The 17,025-nt window shown below is 32.6% G+C and carries 16 protein-coding genes; 11 read left to right on the top strand and 5 right to left on the bottom strand.

Annotated elements, in window-relative coordinates:
- Positions 1-129: 129 nt before the first annotated feature.
- Positions 130-897, bottom strand: coding sequence for a phosphatase PAP2 family protein (locus tag AAFU52_RS15400; protein ID WP_438422499.1), 768 nt, complete (start codon positions 895-897; stop codon positions 130-132).
- A 296-nt stretch (positions 898-1,193) separates the two neighbouring features.
- Here AAFU52_RS15400 and guaB point away from each other — a divergent pair, with 296 nt between their 5' ends.
- From guaB to AAFU52_RS15415, 3 genes are read left to right on the top strand one after another with little or no spacing between them, the layout of a single operon-like run.
- On the top strand, positions 1,194-2,669 hold the full coding sequence (gene guaB, locus AAFU52_RS15405) for an IMP dehydrogenase (RefSeq protein WP_024768766.1): 1,476 nt from the start codon (positions 1,194-1,196) through the stop codon (positions 2,667-2,669).
- Between the two features lie 9 nt (positions 2,670-2,678).
- Positions 2,679-3,782, top strand: coding sequence for a hypothetical protein (locus AAFU52_RS15410; RefSeq protein ID WP_438422502.1), 1,104 nt, complete (start codon positions 2,679-2,681; stop codon positions 3,780-3,782).
- Positions 3,754-4,593, top strand: coding sequence for a tetratricopeptide repeat protein (locus AAFU52_RS15415; RefSeq protein ID WP_438422504.1), 840 nt, complete (start codon positions 3,754-3,756; stop codon positions 4,591-4,593). The genes AAFU52_RS15410 and AAFU52_RS15415 overlap by 29 nt, the downstream gene beginning before the upstream one ends.
- A 51-nt stretch (positions 4,594-4,644) precedes the next feature.
- On the opposite strand, the gene AAFU52_RS15420 is transcribed toward AAFU52_RS15415, so the two are convergent.
- The 3 genes from AAFU52_RS15420 to AAFU52_RS15430 all read right to left on the bottom strand — a co-directional run bounded on the left by AAFU52_RS15420 (position 4,645) and on the right by AAFU52_RS15430 (position 5,990).
- A complete protein-coding gene (locus AAFU52_RS15420; RefSeq protein ID WP_438422506.1) occupies positions 4,645-5,166 on the bottom strand; it encodes an OmpH family outer membrane protein in 522 nt (173 codons plus the stop codon).
- An 89-nt stretch (positions 5,167-5,255) separates the two neighbouring features.
- Positions 5,256-5,495, bottom strand: a complete 240-nt coding sequence (locus AAFU52_RS15425; protein ID WP_438422507.1) for a hypothetical protein — start codon at positions 5,493-5,495, stop codon at positions 5,256-5,258.
- Positions 5,496-5,708: 213 nt separating this feature from the next.
- Complete coding sequence (locus AAFU52_RS15430) at positions 5,709-5,990, bottom strand: SRPBCC family protein (RefSeq protein WP_438422508.1); 282 nt, start codon at positions 5,988-5,990, stop codon at positions 5,709-5,711.
- 136 nt (positions 5,991-6,126) lie between these two features.
- Between AAFU52_RS15430 and AAFU52_RS15435 the strand changes: the two genes are divergently transcribed.
- From AAFU52_RS15435 to AAFU52_RS15460, 6 genes are all read left to right on the top strand, one after another.
- Positions 6,127-8,115: a peptidylprolyl isomerase gene (locus AAFU52_RS15435; protein ID WP_438422509.1), complete on the top strand. Its 1,989-nt coding sequence runs from the start codon at positions 6,127-6,129 to the stop codon at positions 8,113-8,115.
- Between the two features lie 203 nt (positions 8,116-8,318).
- Complete coding sequence (locus AAFU52_RS15440) at positions 8,319-9,167, top strand: hypothetical protein (protein WP_024768759.1); 849 nt, start codon at positions 8,319-8,321, stop codon at positions 9,165-9,167.
- The gene (locus AAFU52_RS15445; RefSeq protein WP_438422511.1) at positions 9,160-10,632 is read left to right on the top strand and encodes a peptidylprolyl isomerase; all 1,473 of its coding nucleotides are present in this window, start codon (positions 9,160-9,162) and stop codon (positions 10,630-10,632) included. The genes AAFU52_RS15440 and AAFU52_RS15445 overlap by 8 nt, the downstream gene beginning before the upstream one ends.
- Before the next feature lie 6 nt (positions 10,633-10,638).
- Entirely contained in the window at positions 10,639-11,595 is a 957-nt protein-coding gene (locus tag AAFU52_RS15450; protein ID WP_024768757.1) for an AAA family ATPase, read from the top strand.
- A gap of 205 nt (positions 11,596-11,800) precedes the next feature.
- Positions 11,801-12,235: a hypothetical protein gene (locus AAFU52_RS15455; RefSeq protein WP_438422513.1), complete on the top strand. Its 435-nt coding sequence runs from the start codon at positions 11,801-11,803 to the stop codon at positions 12,233-12,235.
- 323 nt (positions 12,236-12,558) lie between these two features.
- Positions 12,559-14,826 (top strand): aconitate hydratase, encoded by a 2,268-nt coding sequence (locus tag AAFU52_RS15460; RefSeq protein WP_024768755.1) that lies wholly within the window; start codon positions 12,559-12,561, stop codon positions 14,824-14,826.
- Positions 14,827-14,912: 86 nt separating this feature from the next.
- Here the strand turns inward: AAFU52_RS15460 and AAFU52_RS15465 are convergent, their stop codons facing one another.
- On the bottom strand, positions 14,913-15,098 hold the full coding sequence (locus AAFU52_RS15465) for a hypothetical protein (RefSeq protein WP_438422514.1): 186 nt from the start codon (positions 15,096-15,098) through the stop codon (positions 14,913-14,915).
- 239 nt (positions 15,099-15,337) lie between these two features.
- Between AAFU52_RS15465 and AAFU52_RS15470 the strand changes: the two genes are divergently transcribed.
- Positions 15,338-16,018, top strand: coding sequence for an NUDIX hydrolase (locus AAFU52_RS15470; RefSeq protein WP_438422515.1), 681 nt, complete (start codon positions 15,338-15,340; stop codon positions 16,016-16,018).
- Between the two features lie 140 nt (positions 16,019-16,158).
- On the top strand, positions 16,159-16,986 hold the full coding sequence (gene prs, locus AAFU52_RS15475) for a ribose-phosphate diphosphokinase (RefSeq protein ID WP_438422516.1): 828 nt from the start codon (positions 16,159-16,161) through the stop codon (positions 16,984-16,986).
- The last annotated feature ends 39 nt before the right edge of the window (positions 16,987-17,025 follow it).

Raw genomic sequence — 17,025 nt, forward strand, 5'->3', positions numbered from 1 at the left:
TGTATGATGTAATAATTAAGACCAAAGTGCATACTAATGATACATTTTATATACTATTTTGACTTATTAAAACAATGTGGAATTTGTTTTTTTAGAATCTTTACATTTTTTATAAGAACTTCTCTTATCTTAGAAAGTTCTCGAAAGATAAAACCCTACAGATTTTTCACTGAATTGTGGAGCAAAAGCTATTCCATCCATTTTTTTGAAAGGATTCCAGGAGATAAGATGATTAAAATGGTATACCAGTTTTACAGACAATATTCCTATACCAGCTCCAACCAAAACATCAGAGAGGTAATGCATATTATTAAGCATTCTTAAACTTCCTGTAGTAATAGCAAAAAAGTAACCACTATATGCTAAAAGAGGATTGGTGTTTTTAAACTCTTCATATAATACCGTGGCTGTAGTAAATGCTGTAGTAGTATGCCCCGATGGAAAAGAATTAGCATTTGTAGAACCTCCCGGTCTGTATTTGTGAACCTCTCTCTTTAATAATGAAGATGCACCATTACTTATGAGAGATGAAAGAATAAGATTTTTGGTTTGGTCAAACCAATGACTTTTTGACTTTGCTCCTAAAATATCGGCAGCATACATTTCTACAACGGGAGTATATCTGGTGTAATCATCCATGCCAAAATAAAAATCATCACCGACCATATTTCTAAGATCTTTCTGAAATGATTTCTCAAAGCTGGTTGTAGATAAAAGAATACCAGTAGCAATTAACGCTACGGGTATGATTCTTTTACTAAATAAAGTTTTCTCTGGTTTAAATTCTATCTGACTAGAATTCGTAAATGTTGAATTGGTAAATGGGGCATCAGTAAATTGAGCATTGGCAATATTGATATATAAAAATATCAATGCCAGGGTTAGCATAGTTCTCATACAATAATTCTTTTTGGGGCTGTAGATAGTTTTGATATACTTGATATCAAAAAAACCTAACAAAATAAATATACTGTATAATTACTAAAATTATGTTAATAAAATTCATTTTGTTAATAAATAATTAACAATTGCTATAAAAATACTAGTACTTTAACATTTTGTAGATTACTCTGTATACTGCTTATTAAAGTAAACCGGTAGTATAAGTGATCTTGATTATCAAAATAAAAAGGTATAGGGTTAATATTCCTTAAAAAAGACGTACATTTGCACGCAATTAAATTTTAATTGCGATGACAGCACATGAATCCAAAATCGTTGGAGAAGGTTTAACCTATGACGATGTTCTTCTAGTCCCTGCTTTTTCTGAAGTTCTACCCAGAGAGGTGAGTATCAGGACTAAGTTTACAAAAAATATTATACTTAATGTTCCTATCGTTTCTGCAGCAATGGATACTGTTACAGAAAGTCGTATGGCTATTGCTATGGCTCAAGAAGGTGGGATAGGAGTGTTACATAAAAACATGACTATCGAAGAACAGGCAATTAAAGTACGCAAAGTAAAACGTGCAGAAAGCGGTATGATTATCGATCCGGTAACATTACCTCTGGATGCTAAGGTGATTGATGCCAAAAACAATATGCGAGAGCATAGCATTGGTGGGATTCCAATTGTAGATGATCATTATAAATTGATTGGTATTGTTACCAATAGAGATCTTCGTTTTGAGAAAAATGATCAACGACCTATATCCGAAGTAATGACTAGTAAAAACCTGGTTACAGTAGGAGAAGGAACATCATTACAGCAAGCAGAAGTAATTTTGCAAAATAATAAGATCGAAAAATTACCTGTAATAGATAAAGAGAATACATTAGTTGGTTTGATTACTTTTAGAGATATTACTAAACTGACTTTAAAACCAAATGCAAATAAAGATAAGTTAGGACGTTTGCGTGTAGCAGCGGCAATAGGAGTTACCGGGGATGCTATTGAACGAGCAGAAGCTTTAGTGAAATCTGGAGTAGATGCTGTAGTTATTGATACAGCACATGGGCATACCAAAGGTGTAGTTGCAGTATTAAAAGAAGTAAAAGCAAAGTTCCCAGAATTAGAAGTAGTTGTAGGGAATATTGCGACTGGAGAAGCTGCAAAATATTTGGTAGAAGCAGGTGCTGATGCAGTTAAAGTAGGAATTGGTCCTGGATCTATATGCACTACAAGAGTAGTAGCAGGTGTAGGATTTCCCCAGTTTTCTGCAGTATTAGAAGTAGCTAATGCGATAAAAGGATCTGGAGTTCCTGTGATTGCAGATGGAGGTATTAGATATACGGGAGATATTCCAAAAGCTATAGCTGCAGGAGCAGATACAGTTATGTTAGGTTCACTTCTTGCAGGAACGAAAGAATCTCCGGGAGAAACAGTGATTTACGAAGGAAGAAAATTTAAAACCTATAGAGGTATGGGGTCTGTAGAAGCTATGAAGAAAGGTTCTAAAGATCGATATTTTCAGGATGTTGAAGACGATATTAAAAAACTGGTTCCAGAAGGTATAGTAGGTAGAGTAGCCTATAAAGGAGATCTTGTAGAGAGTATACATCAATTTATAGGAGGATTACGTGCTGGTATGGGATATTGCGGAGCAAAAGATATTTCTACACTACAGGAAAATGGTCGTTTCGTGAAGATTACTGCTAGTGGTATTAATGAAAGTCACCCACATGATGTAACTATTACCAAAGAAGCACCTAACTATAGCAGAAGATAATAGCTAAATATGAAATACCAAGACAAAATAATATATCTCCTTTTAGGAATATTTATTATTGGTCTAAACTCATGTAAGCAAAAAGAAATATTACCTATTGATGAAAACTCGATTCAGGGGACTTGGATAGGAGGAGCATTTAAATATGATAGGGATTTTTATTTGCCTAGTAATTATGTGCTGGAATTTAAAAAGGATACGCTTCACTTCAAAAAATTGAGCGGTACTATATTCTTTAAAAACAGTATACAATTTTCTAAGGATTCTATTACACTAGATACGACTTCTTACCCTGTTCGTAAATTTCATATAAAAAATGATCAGTTAAATTTTCTTGATAAAATCGAAGCACATCGTTTGATTGCTGCAAAGGCTATTAATGTTCAGGAGTTTGAAGACTTTTTGTCATCCAAAGATTGGAAAATAAATGAAGAAACTGGGATTTTTAGATTTAGTAAAGAAGAAAAAAAATTACAATTCATAAATGCCAATAGTTATGAGTATTATACTTATTGTTATGAATTCATTACTTTTCAGAATGCTTTATTTCTTATCAAAAAAGGAAATCAATTAGCATGTGATCAGAATTATCAGTTTTGGGAACAAGTACTTTCATATGATGAAGATGGTATCTATACTTTTGGTTTTAGGGATGGAGAGTTTAAAAAAATACAATACACACCTGTTCGAAGATCAGATACCGAGATGAAACCAGTATCATTTCAGCTTTGTAATCAGTACATTAACAAGAATTTTCCTGGAGATAGATATTATTATCAGGGAACAGCATATAAAGGAGGTCTTTATCATATAAGAAAGATTTTTAAAGAGAACTATAAGGAGCCCGATGGGAATACAGAATCGGGGATATTTCAGGTTCGATTTGTAGTTAATTGCGAAGGAAAGGCTGGGATGTATGAAACACAGGCATTTGATACTAATTACCAACATAAGGAGTTTTCAGCAGAAGTAGCTAATCAGATTCTTGAAATTACAAAAGGCTTACAGGATTGGGTACCAGGTAGGAAACCAAAAAGTGACAAAGACATAGATACCTATATTTACTTAAGTTTTAGAATTAAAAATGGAAAGATTATTCGTATATATCCTTAATGTTTGTCTTATCAGTTTGATGTATTCTTGTCGAGAGGGGAAAGTTGTAGACTATTCAGAATGGACAGAAGAACAAAAGTCCGAAGAAACTAAACGTTTGGAGTATGAAAAGAAATGGTCTTTTCAAGGAGCGATAAATGAACAGGCATATTTAGATACATTAATTACTCTAAACCCTGATATTGCAGATTATTACATCGAAAAATCAATTGCAAATAGTAAGATAGGAGATTATCATATCGCTATTCCTTTACTTGAAAAAGCAATGGAACTTGATCCAAAAGAAACGCTATACTACACATCTTGGCTAATGACAGATTTGTATAAAGATTATGATCGAGCCTTACGATACCTTAATCAATATGATGACTATACTCCGGATAAGACGGATTATGCCTGGGGAGAGAATGTTAATTCATTAAAAGGAGAAGTGTTACAAGCGTTAGAAAGACATGAAGACGCAATACTAGAATTTACGAATGCAATAGAAGAAGAAGGAGATTATGTAAAAGTATCTGCCTACGTATATAGAGGAATTAGTTATACGCATCAAAAAATGTACAAAGAAGCTATTGCCGATTTTGATATGGCGATCAAGCTATATGATAAATCTTCTATGGGATATTACTATAAGGGACTTGCTTTATTAGAAATGGACAATAAAGAAGAAGCAATATTGGCAATAGAACAATCAAAAAAACTAATCAAACAAGGATACAAGGCTTCTGATCCTTATAAAGAAGTATATAATGAAATATACTTGATGCAGGTAGAGGATAAGCTAAAAGAAATTGCTAGTAACGAGTTATAAAAAAAACGTATCAATTGATACGTTTTTTTTATAATAATATAATACTGTATTTTATTTTTTAGGAGCTTCTTTTATCGTGATTCCTAATTTTGTCATTACTGTTTTAGTTACGTCAAATTTAGGATCAACATATGCTAAACCACTTGTGGTAATAGTAAATACTTGAGCATACCCTTCGGCTTTAGCAATTTCTTCTAGTGCTTGTCCAATTTTTTGATATAGAGGTTGTAGTAATCTATTTTGTTCTATTTGTATTAATTTACTACCATTCTGACGAAATTTTGCAATATCATTTTCTAAAGCAATGATTTCTTCCTGCTTTGTTTTTTTAATAGCCTCGGTAAAAGAAGCTACCTTGTCTTGATATTCCTTCACTTTAGCTTGGTATGCTTCTACCTTTACTTTTAAATCACCTTCCATTTTACCATTATAGGCTTTTAAATCTTCCTGAACCTTGGTAAGTTCTGGCATTTGAGAAAGAATATACTCAGAATCTATAGTTCCGGTTTTGGATTGTGCATTTAATTGAAAACTAACGATCAATATTAAGATTGATAATATTATTTTTTTCATTTTACTTTTTTGTTTTTTTATTTTCTAATTTTTGCAAATATATAAGGTCTTAGACAATATACGTGCCACGAATTATTTTTTTTAAAAATCTATCCTTCATAGAGTTGTCCCCGATGAGGTTTTAAAGCATCACGTACCTTTTTCATTTCAGAATCGGTAACAACCATATATGCCAAACTGTGTAGGTCATTGAGATCCTGATATCCCGTAATATCAAGAGCTAGTTTTTCTGAAGTAATATATTCCTTAAGATGGATTTCGTGATGTTGTGCAGTTTTACTTGCAACAGGGCCTCTAAAATCCCAAATTAATTTTATTTTTCTTTCCAAAATAATCGTCAATTTTATAGACGTCAAAAATGTTTTTGTGAATTAATTATCTAATACGCTTTTTCCTTCTTCTGCAAAAGCTTTAAAATCTTCCATGTATGCACATGATTGTTTTTTGAAAGCACCAGGCATAAGAAATCCCATAAGTTTCATGAAACCATTAAATTTAAATTCGTTTTTAGAGGTCCATTTCGTATTTCCGTTTGAGAGTTCTTAGAAATAATTTTCCTGAATGTTATATACGTTTTTCGCATCAAAAGTAAGGTGAAACGACTCAGGAAGATCGAATAAAGTGATTGTTTCTATCATTTCAATTTCTCGTTTGCCCATTTTATAGGTAAGCTTTGAGATTGCTCCGGTTTTTCCTTTTACACCACTTAAGTGCTCCATACTTACAAAGCCCTTTTGCCAGTGTTTTATGTTTTCTTCATTGTTAAATTTTTCAATCACTTGATTTCTAGGTAATTTTATTTCGATGTCGAGTGTATATTCCATGATGAGATTGTTGTTAGTGAGTTTTGTAATGTGGCTACAATATACATAGATCATAAAAATTTTAAAAGCTAATACTATAGGGGGTGTTTACATCGTTAGAACAAGGAACTTGTAAAACATTTTAATATTATTATTTTTGTTCGATTTAGAACTTCATCATATAGAAATTATGTATAAAAAGGGGCTGTTATTTTTTTTAGGAAGTATTTTGTTTACACTTGCAAATGCACAACAATCAAAGGATGTGCTATTTACTATTGACGAATCTCCTGTGTATATATCAGAGTTTAAGAGAGTGTATCTTAAAAATATAGATTTAGTTAAAGACGATTCACAAAAGAATATAGACGAGTATCTTAATTTGTTTATTAATTATAAGTTAAAGTTAAGAGAAGCAAAACACCTTGGGTTAGACAAAAAACAAACGTATTTAGAAGAATTAGAGGGGTATAGAAAACAACTGGCAAAAGGATATCTTACAGATACCAGAACTTCTGATGCATTAATAAAGGAAGCTTATGATCGCTCTCTTGAGCAAGTAAATGCTAGTCATATTTTGATTATGGTAAAGCCTAATGCATTAGCAAAAGATACTATCGCCGCATATCAAAAAATTGTAGAAGCAAGAAATAAGATTATAAACGGAGAACCTTTTGATGTTGTTGCTAAATCCTATAGTCAAGACCCTTCTGTTGCTAAAAACAACGGAAATTTAGGTTGGTTTTCTGCGTTCAGAATGGTGTATCCATTTGAAAAAGCTGCATATGTAACTAAAGTTGGGGAGATTTCAGAACCGTTCAGAACACAATTTGGTTACCATGTTGTAAAAGTTAATGGTAGAGAGAAAAAATTAGGAGAAGTTACTGTAGCTCATATTATGGTAGCTATTAATACTAATAGAACATCAGAAGCAGCAGAAAAAAGGATAAAGGAAATCAATCAGCAACTTCAGCAAGGAGTTTCTTTTGCTTCATTAGCAAAACAATATAGTGATGATCCAAGTACAGCAATAGAGGGAGGTAAGATTAGACGTTTTGGACAAGGAGCATTAAATTCTGAGAAATTCGAGAAAACTGCTTTTGATTTAGAAAAAAAAGGCGAAATCTCTGCACCAATACAAACTAAGTATGGCTGGCATATCATCCAACTTATAGATAAACACCCGCTCAAGAGTTTTGAAGAACAAAAAAACGAACTTACCAAAAAAGTAAAAAGAGATAGCAGGTCCAAATTAGTGACTACTTCATTTATTAATTCATTAAAGGAAAAATATGCTATCACCAAGAATGAAAAAGCAGTTGCATATTTTAAAGAAATACTTCCAGCTACATTTTCTAAAGAGGAATGGAACATACCTGAAGACAAAAATCTAGAAAAAGAACTCTTTAATCTTAAAAAAGAGAAATATATATATAAGGACTTTGCTGGGTTTTTGAAGAGTAATCAAATAAGAATAGAAGGATATGCAGATGTTTCTGCTTTTGTTGAAGAAATGTATACCCGATTCGAATCAACAACCTTACTTCGATATTATGAAGAGCACCTTGAGGAAGATAATAAAGATTTTGCAAATGTAATAGGAGAGTATCGCGATGGACTTTTACTTTTCGATCTTATGGAATCTAAAATATGGAATGTATCTAAAACAGATTCTATAGGGCTTAAAAAATATTATGAGACTCAAAAAAATAAGTATACACAAAATGAGGCGTATAAAGTTCTTAAGGCTTCTTCATCAAAACAAGAAGCAATTAGTACGGTTGAGAAATTACTGAAGAAGAAAAAGTCGATTAAAGAAATAAAAACAGAAGTCAATAAAGGAGATGTAGCGTTAGTCCTTTTTTCAGAAGAAGAATTAGCTAAAGGAGACGCGATATTACCCAAAGATTTTTCTGCAGAAAAAGGGAAGATTGTGTTCCTGGAAGAAGAGAATTTTAAGACTTTGATTATGGTTAGAGAAATCTTACCTTCAAGAATTAAAACTTTTGAAGAAACCAAAGGCGAAGTGATTAATGATTTTCAGGAAAGTATAGAAAATAAATGGCTAGATCATTTAAGAGTAAAATACCCGGTAAAGGTTAATGAGAAAATCTTAAAAAAAGCTAAAAAAGAATTATCAATTTAAAAAATTAATAAATTTTTAATTAGAGAGCAATACAATTGTATATGCTCTTGGATGCTGTTATTAATTTCTTTACGGATAATTCAAAAGATGAGAATGTGTGAATAAGATATAATGATTATAACTTTTTACAAGCTAAATGGTTATTTCATACATATCTATACCAGCATAAGTCTGATCGTCTAAAGAATACTATATATAAACAGATGAAATATTATAAATTAATACTGCTATTGCTAGTTGTTGTTTCTTGCCAAAAATTTAAGAATCAAATTAAAAAAGAAGCTATTGCCAGAGTAAATGATACCTACCTATATAAAGATGATATTAAAAAACTAGTACCAAAGGATGTGTCTACGGGCGATAGTACTAATATTGTTAATAATTATATTAATACATGGGCTACTCGTCAATTGTTTATCGACAAGGCTAAACTAAATCTTACCCAAGAAGAACTTGAAGAATTTAATGATTTGGTAGAAAACTATCAAAGCACCTTATATATCAATGCTTATAAGAATGCAGTGATAAATAAATCTATTAATATGGAGATCACAGAACAAGATCTTCAATCATATTATGATCAAAATTTGAAAAATTTTAATCTTAATGAGGAGTTAGTAAAATTACGTTACTTACATTTGCCACCTGATTACGCGAATATTGTTGCAACGAAGCAACAATTCAATCGTTTTAATGAAGAGGATATAGAAGAGTTGAGAGGAAAAAAGATAGAATACCTAACATATTCTTTAAATGATTCTGTTTGGATCAAGTTAGATCAGGTATTAAGTAAGATTCCAATTCTCAAAAAACAAGATAGGTCAAAACTCTTAAAAAATGGGAAATATATGCAACTTAGAGATTCTACAGGAGTATATATGGTGAAAATAGAAGGCGTATTAAAGCGTAATGAAATAGCACCGCTAGAATATATTAAGCCTACAATAAGGCAGATTATATTGAATAAGAGAAAGTTGGAGCTAATAAAAAAAATAGAAAAAGACATTACAAGAGATGCAGTTGAGAACAAACAATTTGAAGTTTATGATTAAAACTACAGTACTTTGTGCTATACTTACTTTTAGTATAAATACACAATTTTATGCACAAGAGATTATTGAAGAAGTAGCACAAGATTCCATAGTAACTCAGGATACCATTAATGGGCAGAATAGCGCCATGGTAAATGATTCTATAAATACGCCAATAGAAACTGTAAAAGTACCGTTTCAAAAGACCAAAATAGATGGCGTAGCTGCGGTGATTGGAGAAAATGTAATTTTGGATAGTGATGTAGATATTGCCTATAGACAGTTGATTAGTGAAGGAGTTTCTGCTTCTGATGTAAGCCGTTGCGAACTTGCAGGTAGTTTGTTTGAGGCCAAATTGTATGCTCATCATGCTATTCAGGATAGTATAGAAGTTAGAGATGCAGAAGTTAACTCTATGGTTGACCAGCAATTGGCATATATGACAAATGAGTTGGGAACTGTAGAAAAAGTATTAAAATTTTATAAAAAGGATAATGTTGCAGATTTCAGAAAAGAACTTTTTGAAATCAATAAGTCAAATAGGTTATCTGAACAGATGAGAACTAAGATTATCAAAGATATCGAGATTACTCCTGAAGAAATCAGAGAATTTTTTGATGACATTCCAAAAGAAGAAAGACCACTTTTTGGGACAGAACTTGAATTAGCTCAGATTGTAATAGAACCAGAAATACCTCAGGAAGAAGAGCAAAAAGTAATCGATAGATTAAATCAATTTAGAGAAGATATTGTAGAGAACGGTAGTAGCTTTGCTACTAAAGCAGTATTGTACTCTCAGGATCCAGGTTCTAAATCTACTGGGGGAAAATATACTCTTGATCGTAAAACAAACTTTGCCAAAGAATTTAAAGATGTAGCTTTTAGCTTGCAAGAAGGAGAAGTAAGCGAACCATTTAAAACTGATTTTGGATGGCATATTGTAAAAGTTGATAAAATACGAGGAGAAGAAATCGACGTAAGACACATACTACTCTCTCCCGAAGTAACAAGGAAAACAGTTGATGAAGCCAAAGGATTAATAGATTCTATACGAACAAGTATCGTTTCGGGTTCTATTAAATTTAAAGAGGCAGCAAGAAAATTTAGTGATGAAAAAGAAACTCGTGAAGATGGAGGGCAACTACTTAATCCTACCACAGGAGATACTCGTTTTGAACTTACCAAAATTGACCCTATATTGTATGATCAAGTATCTAAACTAAAAATGAATGAAGTTTCTCTGGTAATTCCTGATCAGGATCGTCAAGGCCGAAAAAAGTATAAATTAATAACAGTACTTAACCGGTTTGATGAACATATAGCTGATTACGCAAATGACTATCTTAAAATACAAGAATTGGCATTAAGAAAAAAACAAATTGATGCGATTCGTAAGTGGCAGAGCGAAAAAATAATGGATACCTATATAAAAATAAACGGAGAGTATAGAGACTGTGAATATAGTGGTAACTGGTTAAAAAAATAAAATAATATGTCAGACGACGTAGCGGCTATAGAAAAACTAGTAAAAAAACATTCAGAACTCAAAAAAGAAATATCCAAAGTCATTATTGGACAAGAAAAAGTTATCGATCAGATACTTATTTCTGTTTTTTCTGGCGGTCATGCATTATTAATTGGTGTTCCCGGGCTTGCTAAAACTCTTATGGTTAATACCATTTCTCAAGCTTTAGGATTAGATTTTAAAAGAATTCAGTTTACTCCTGATTTGATGCCTAGTGATATATTAGGAAGTGAAATACTGGATGAAACAAGACATTTTAAATTTATTAAAGGACCTATATTCTCTAATATCATTCTGGCAGATGAGATTAATCGTACTCCGCCAAAAACCCAGGCAGCACTTCTTGAAGCAATGCAGGAAAGATCTGTAACAGTTGCTGGACACCATTACAATTTAGATTTACCATATTTTGTTCTTGCAACCCAAAACCCAATCGAGCAAGAAGGAACATATCCATTACCAGAAGCGCAACTAGATAGATTTATGTTTGCTATAGAGCTTAAATATCCAAGCTTTCAGGAAGAGGTTGATGTTGTGAAGAGTACTACAGGAGATACAAGCGCTACTGTTAATCCACTATTTACTGCTAAGGAGATTATAGATTTTCAACATTTGATTCGCCGTATTCCGGTGGCAGATAATGTAATTGAATATGCTGTAAGCATGGTAGGTAAAACAAGACCTGATGGAGAAACAGCAACAGAATTAGTAAAAAATTATATAGATTGGGGAGCAGGACCGCGAGCTTCTCAAAATTTAATCCTGGCAGCCAAAGCTAATGCTGCTATCAAAGGCAAATATTCTCCAGATATAGAAGATGTACAGGCTGTAGCTATGGGTATTCTTCGTCATCGTATCATTAAAAACTACAAAGCAGAAGCAGAAGGCATTAGCGTAGAAGATGTGATTAATAGCCTGTTTTAACAACTACTTAGTTAAAAAGCTTTCAAAGGATTTGTTGATTTCTGATATAGTTAATCTTCAATAGAGGCGGCGTGTATAATCAATCCTGTATAATCAGAAATTATTTTTCTTTATTAATATTAAACCTTTTTCATATTTAATGGTCATAGTATTGAACGTTCAACAGAGAATATTGTTTAATATAGAAAAATTGAAAAAGAAACAAATGAAAAATAGTATAATATGTGCCATGGTTTTGTTTATGGGAGCTATAGTGGTATCAGCCCAACCCGAGGAAAATCATATGGATCGCAAGGAATTAAGAAAAGAATTTTATGAAAGTCTTTCTGAGAGTCAAAAAAATGAATTAAAAAACAAAAAAGAACTTAGAAAAGAGCAAAGAAAGGTGATGCATGCCAGTTTTACCAAAGAACAGTTGGTAATTGTAAAAAATGAAGATCTTTCTAGAAAGGGAAAAAGAAAAGCATTGAAGCTTACCCTTAGTGAGGCGCAAAAAGAGATGCGTGAAAATCATAAAGCAATTATGAAAGATGAAAATGAAAAGTTTAAAGCATCGCTCTCAGAAGCTCAATTAGAACAATATGAGCAAATAAGAAAAAGAAAACATAACAAGAGAAAACATAGAAAAAGAAAAGATTAGTGTCAAAATTAGAAGTTTTTAATTTGTAAAAAGTGAAGCTATACGGCTTCACTTTTTTATTTTATGCCACTTTTTATCTTTTTTAGATCGTTTTTTGAAGAATGACTATAACGTTTTCGTGAATCGAAGAAATGGCGAAGTATTTTCTTATCTTAATTTTTAGTGATATTGTAATTTTCGTAATTCTAATTTGTGAATTTCAATAAATGAAGCCTTATATTTTTTTAAAAATGCAAAAAGAAGGGATTAAATGTATTCATTTAAGAAAATCCTTTAAAATTCGTATTTTCGCAAGACTTTTCAATACTAAAAAATAATTAGAGATGGCATTCGATATCGATATGATAAAAAAGGTATACAGTCAGGTAGCCGACCGCGTTAATACAGCACGCGAAGTTACAGGTAAACCTTTAACCTTGGCAGAGAAAATTTTGTATTCACACTTGTGGGACGTAAAAACAAAAAAAGCGTTCACACGGGGTAAAGATTATGTTGATTTTGCACCAGACCGTATCGCTTGTCAGGATGCGACAGCTCAAATGGCATTATTACAGTTTATGCAAGCTGGTAAAAATAAAGTAGCAGTACCAACAACAGTGCACTGTGATCACTTGATTCAGGCAAAAGATGGTGCAGCAACAGATTTGAAAAATGCTAATGATATTAGTAGTGAGGTATTTAACTTCTTAGAATCTGTATCTGATAAATATGGAATCGGATTCTGGAAACCAGGAGCTGGAATTATTCATCAGGTAGTATTAGAAAACTATGCTTTCCCCGGAGGAATGATGATTGGAACAGATTCTCATACTGTAAACGCAGGTGGTTTAGGAATGGTTGCAATTGGTGTTGGTGGAGCAGATGCGGTAGACGTTATGGCTGGTATGGCTTGGGAATTGAAGTTCCCTAAGTTAATAGGAGTAAAATTAACAGGCAAGTTATCTGGTTGGACTGCACCTAAGGATGTGATCTTAAAAGTAGCAGAAATCCTTACGGTAAAAGGAGGAACTGGTGCAATAGTAGAATATTTTGGACCTGGGGCAACATCAATGTCGTGTACAGGAAAAGGAACTATTTGTAATATGGGTGCCGAAATAGGGGCTACAACATCTACTTTTGGTTATGATGAGTCCATGGAACGTTACTTGAGAGCAACAGAAAGAGCAGATGTAGCAGATGCAGCAAACAAAGTAAAAGAACACTTAACAGCAGATCCTGAGGTATATGCAAATCCAGAACAATATTTTGATCAAGTAATCGAAATTAATTTATCTGAATTAGGACCATTGTTAAATGGGCCTTTTACTCCGGATTTATCGACGGCAGTTGGTAGTGCAATGACAGAAAAAGCAAAAGCTAATGATTGGCCAATTCAAGTAGAATGGGGACTAATAGGTTCTTGTACAAACTCTTCTTACGAAGATTTATCTCGTGCCTCTTCAATCGCACAACAAGCGTTGGATAAAGGTTTAAAAATGAAAGCAGAATTAGGGATCAACCCAGGTTCTGAACAAGTAAGATATACAGCAGATAGAGATGGTATCCTTGGGATATTTGAAAAACTAGATGCTAAAATATTTACTAATGCTTGTGGACCTTGTATTGGACAATGGGCTAGATATAATGATCCCAAAAATGCTCCGAAGAATAGTATCGTACATTCTTTTAATAGAAACTTTGCTAAGCGAGCTGATGGTAACCCTAATACACATGCTTTTGTTGCATCACCAGAATTAACTGCTGCAATTGCAGTTGCAGGTCGACTAGATTTCAACCCCTTAACCGATAAGTTAATTAACGAAAATGGAGAAGAGGTAATGTTCGATGAACCAACAGGATGGGAACTACCTCCAAAAGGGTTTGAAGTAAAAGATAATGGATATTTAGCTCCGGTTGAAGATGGTAGTGGTGTAGAAGTGAAAGTAAGCCCAACTTCAGAAAGATTAGAGTTATTAACACCATTTGTACCAATAGGTAGTGAAATTAATGGAGCTAAATTGCTAATAAAAGCATTTGGTAAATGTACTACAGATCATATTTCTATGGCAGGACCATGGTTACGATATAGAGGTCATTTAGATAATATTTCTAATAACTGTTTAATTGGTGCTGTAAATGCATTTGGTAAAAAAACAAACTTTGTTAAAAACCAATTAACAGGAGAGTTTGGTGGTGTACCAGATACTGCAAGAGCATATAAAGCAGCAGGAGTACCTACTATTGTTGTGGGAGACCATAACTACGGAGAAGGTTCATCACGAGAACATGCTGCAATGGAACCACGTCATTTAGGTGTATGTGCAGTAATTGTAAAATCATTCGCTCGTATCCACGAAACAAATCTTAAGAAACAAGGGATGCTTGGATTAACGTTTGCTAATGAAAGTGATTATGATTTGATACAAGAAGATGATACTTTTAATTTTACAGATCTTAACCAATTTGCATCAGGAAAACAATTAACATTAGAAATTGTTCATGCAGATGGATCTAAAGATACTGCGATGTTAAATCATACCTATAATAATTCTCAAATTGAATGGTTTAAAGAAGGTTCTGCATTAAACTTAATTAAGAAGCAGAATGACTAAGACACCATAAAAGAGCAATTTTAAATAAAAAAACTCCCAAAGGTTAATCTCTTTGGGAGTTTTTTTATTTTTTGTATTAAGGCGTATTAGCGTGGGAAACACTCTACACTAACCATAACACAAAATTTGTGTTGAGGAGGAAGCTGTTCGTATTGACTACAGGTAACAACTATTGGGCCGTTGTATGTATCACATGGATTGCCACCACCATTAATTTGTTTTTGTTCTTTTCTGGATAAGCCTTTTCCTAGGTTTAAAAGTGTATTTTTCATAATCTTTTGTGTAATAATCCTGAACTTTATAGAGCTCTCAGGATATGAGCTTACCTATAAAAATACTACTTTTTTGTATTCAATTGATATAGCTGGTATTATCATAATGCTAATTTTGAAGAAGAATGTATACCATTTATAATTTGAAAAAAGAATAATTTGACATTGGACTTCTTTATTTCTTAATATAACTTGATAAGTTTTTTTATTCCAAAACAGAAATATGTAAATTTGCGTATATGGTACGCCAAAATATAAAAGTAGCTGTTGATGCTGTGGTCTTTGGATATAAAGACAAGAGACTTAATGTCCTATTGATAAAAAGAGATATAGACCCTTTTAAAGGTTCTTGGGCCTTGCCTGGTGGTTTGGTTTTGGAAAACGAAAGTTTAGAACAAGCAGTGGTTAGAGAGCTTAAGGAAGAGACTAATGTAACCATAGACTATTTAGAGCAATTGTATTCTTTTGGTGACCCGGGGAGAGATCCTAGAAATAGGGTAGTTAGTGTTACTTATTTTGCTTTGGTAAAACCAGAACACTATGCAATCAAAGCAGACACCGACGCTCAAGATGTTGCATGGTTTGATATGACCGAACTTCCGGATTTGGCATTTGACCACACTCGTATTTTGGAAACAGCAAAAAAGAGATTACAAAATAAACTCACTTATGAACCTGTAGGGTTTGATTTACTTGCCGATAAGTTTTTGTTTTCGGATCTCGAAAAGCTATATATGACTATTCTGCAAAAAGTAATTGATCGTCGAAATTTTAGAAAAAAAATACTAAGCTTCGGAATCCTGGAGGAGTTAGACGAAAAAATCTCTGAAGGAAGAGGTAGACCGGCAAACCTTTTTAAATTCAATAAAAAACAATACTTCAAACTTAAAGAAGAGGGGTTTCTATTTGATATTAAGTAATTATCATCACTACAATCAATACCGCTGGCTTTCAGAAAGATATATTTGAAGGTGCATTATATTAAAATAATGTAAATTTTACGCAAAATATTTTGTAGTATCATTTTTCTATTCTAAATTTGCGTAAAAACGACACAATTATGAAATATTTACATTTGGACCCATCATTTACACCTTTTGAGAAATCTATTGATTTTAAATCATTTGTTTTTAATGGAGGAGAACCGCATATAAATATTTTAGATAAAAATATTGGGAACAGTATCACGATTACGCAACGAATCAATTCGTTTAATGACTTAGGGTTATTATTGATCGCTACCGATGCGTTACGTAGAATGAATGTAAAGGAGATTGATGTGTTTATTCCATATTTTCCTGCTGCTAGGCAAGATAGGGTGATGGTTGCAGGAGAATCGCTTAGTGTTAAAGTATATACAGATAGTATTAACGCGCAAAACTATAATCAGGTAACAATCTTTGATCCACATTCAGAGGTAACTCCGGCGTTATTAGATCGTGTAACAGTGATTCAGAATTATGAATTTGTCAAACAATGTTTAGATTTTATCAAAGAAGAAGTAGTGTTGATTTCTCCTGATGGGGGAGCTTTAAAAAAAATCTATAAAGTATCTGAATTTCTGGGTGGAGTAGAAGTGGTAGAATGTTCTAAAAAAAGAGATGTAAAAACAGGAGCCTTGTCTGGTTTTAGAGTATATGAAGATGATTTAGAAGGAAAACATTGTGTAATTGTTGATGACATTTGTGACGGAGGAGGAACTTTTTTAGGATTAGCAACAGCACTAAAAGAAAAGAATGCAGGCAAACTAAGTTTGATTATCAGTCATGGTATTTTTAGTAAAGGGTATGAAGAATTAACCAAATTATTCGATACCATTTTTACAACAAATTCCTTTAGAGATATAAATGAAGAAAAGGTAGTACAAATTCCTGTTATTCCAGAGTAGACCAGAACCTATTTTGTGAATAATGAATACTATCCTAAA

It is taken from the genome of Aquimarina macrocephali (genome assembly GCF_051627225.1).
Taxonomy (GTDB): Bacteria; Bacteroidota; Bacteroidia; order Flavobacteriales; family Flavobacteriaceae; genus Aquimarina; species Aquimarina macrocephali.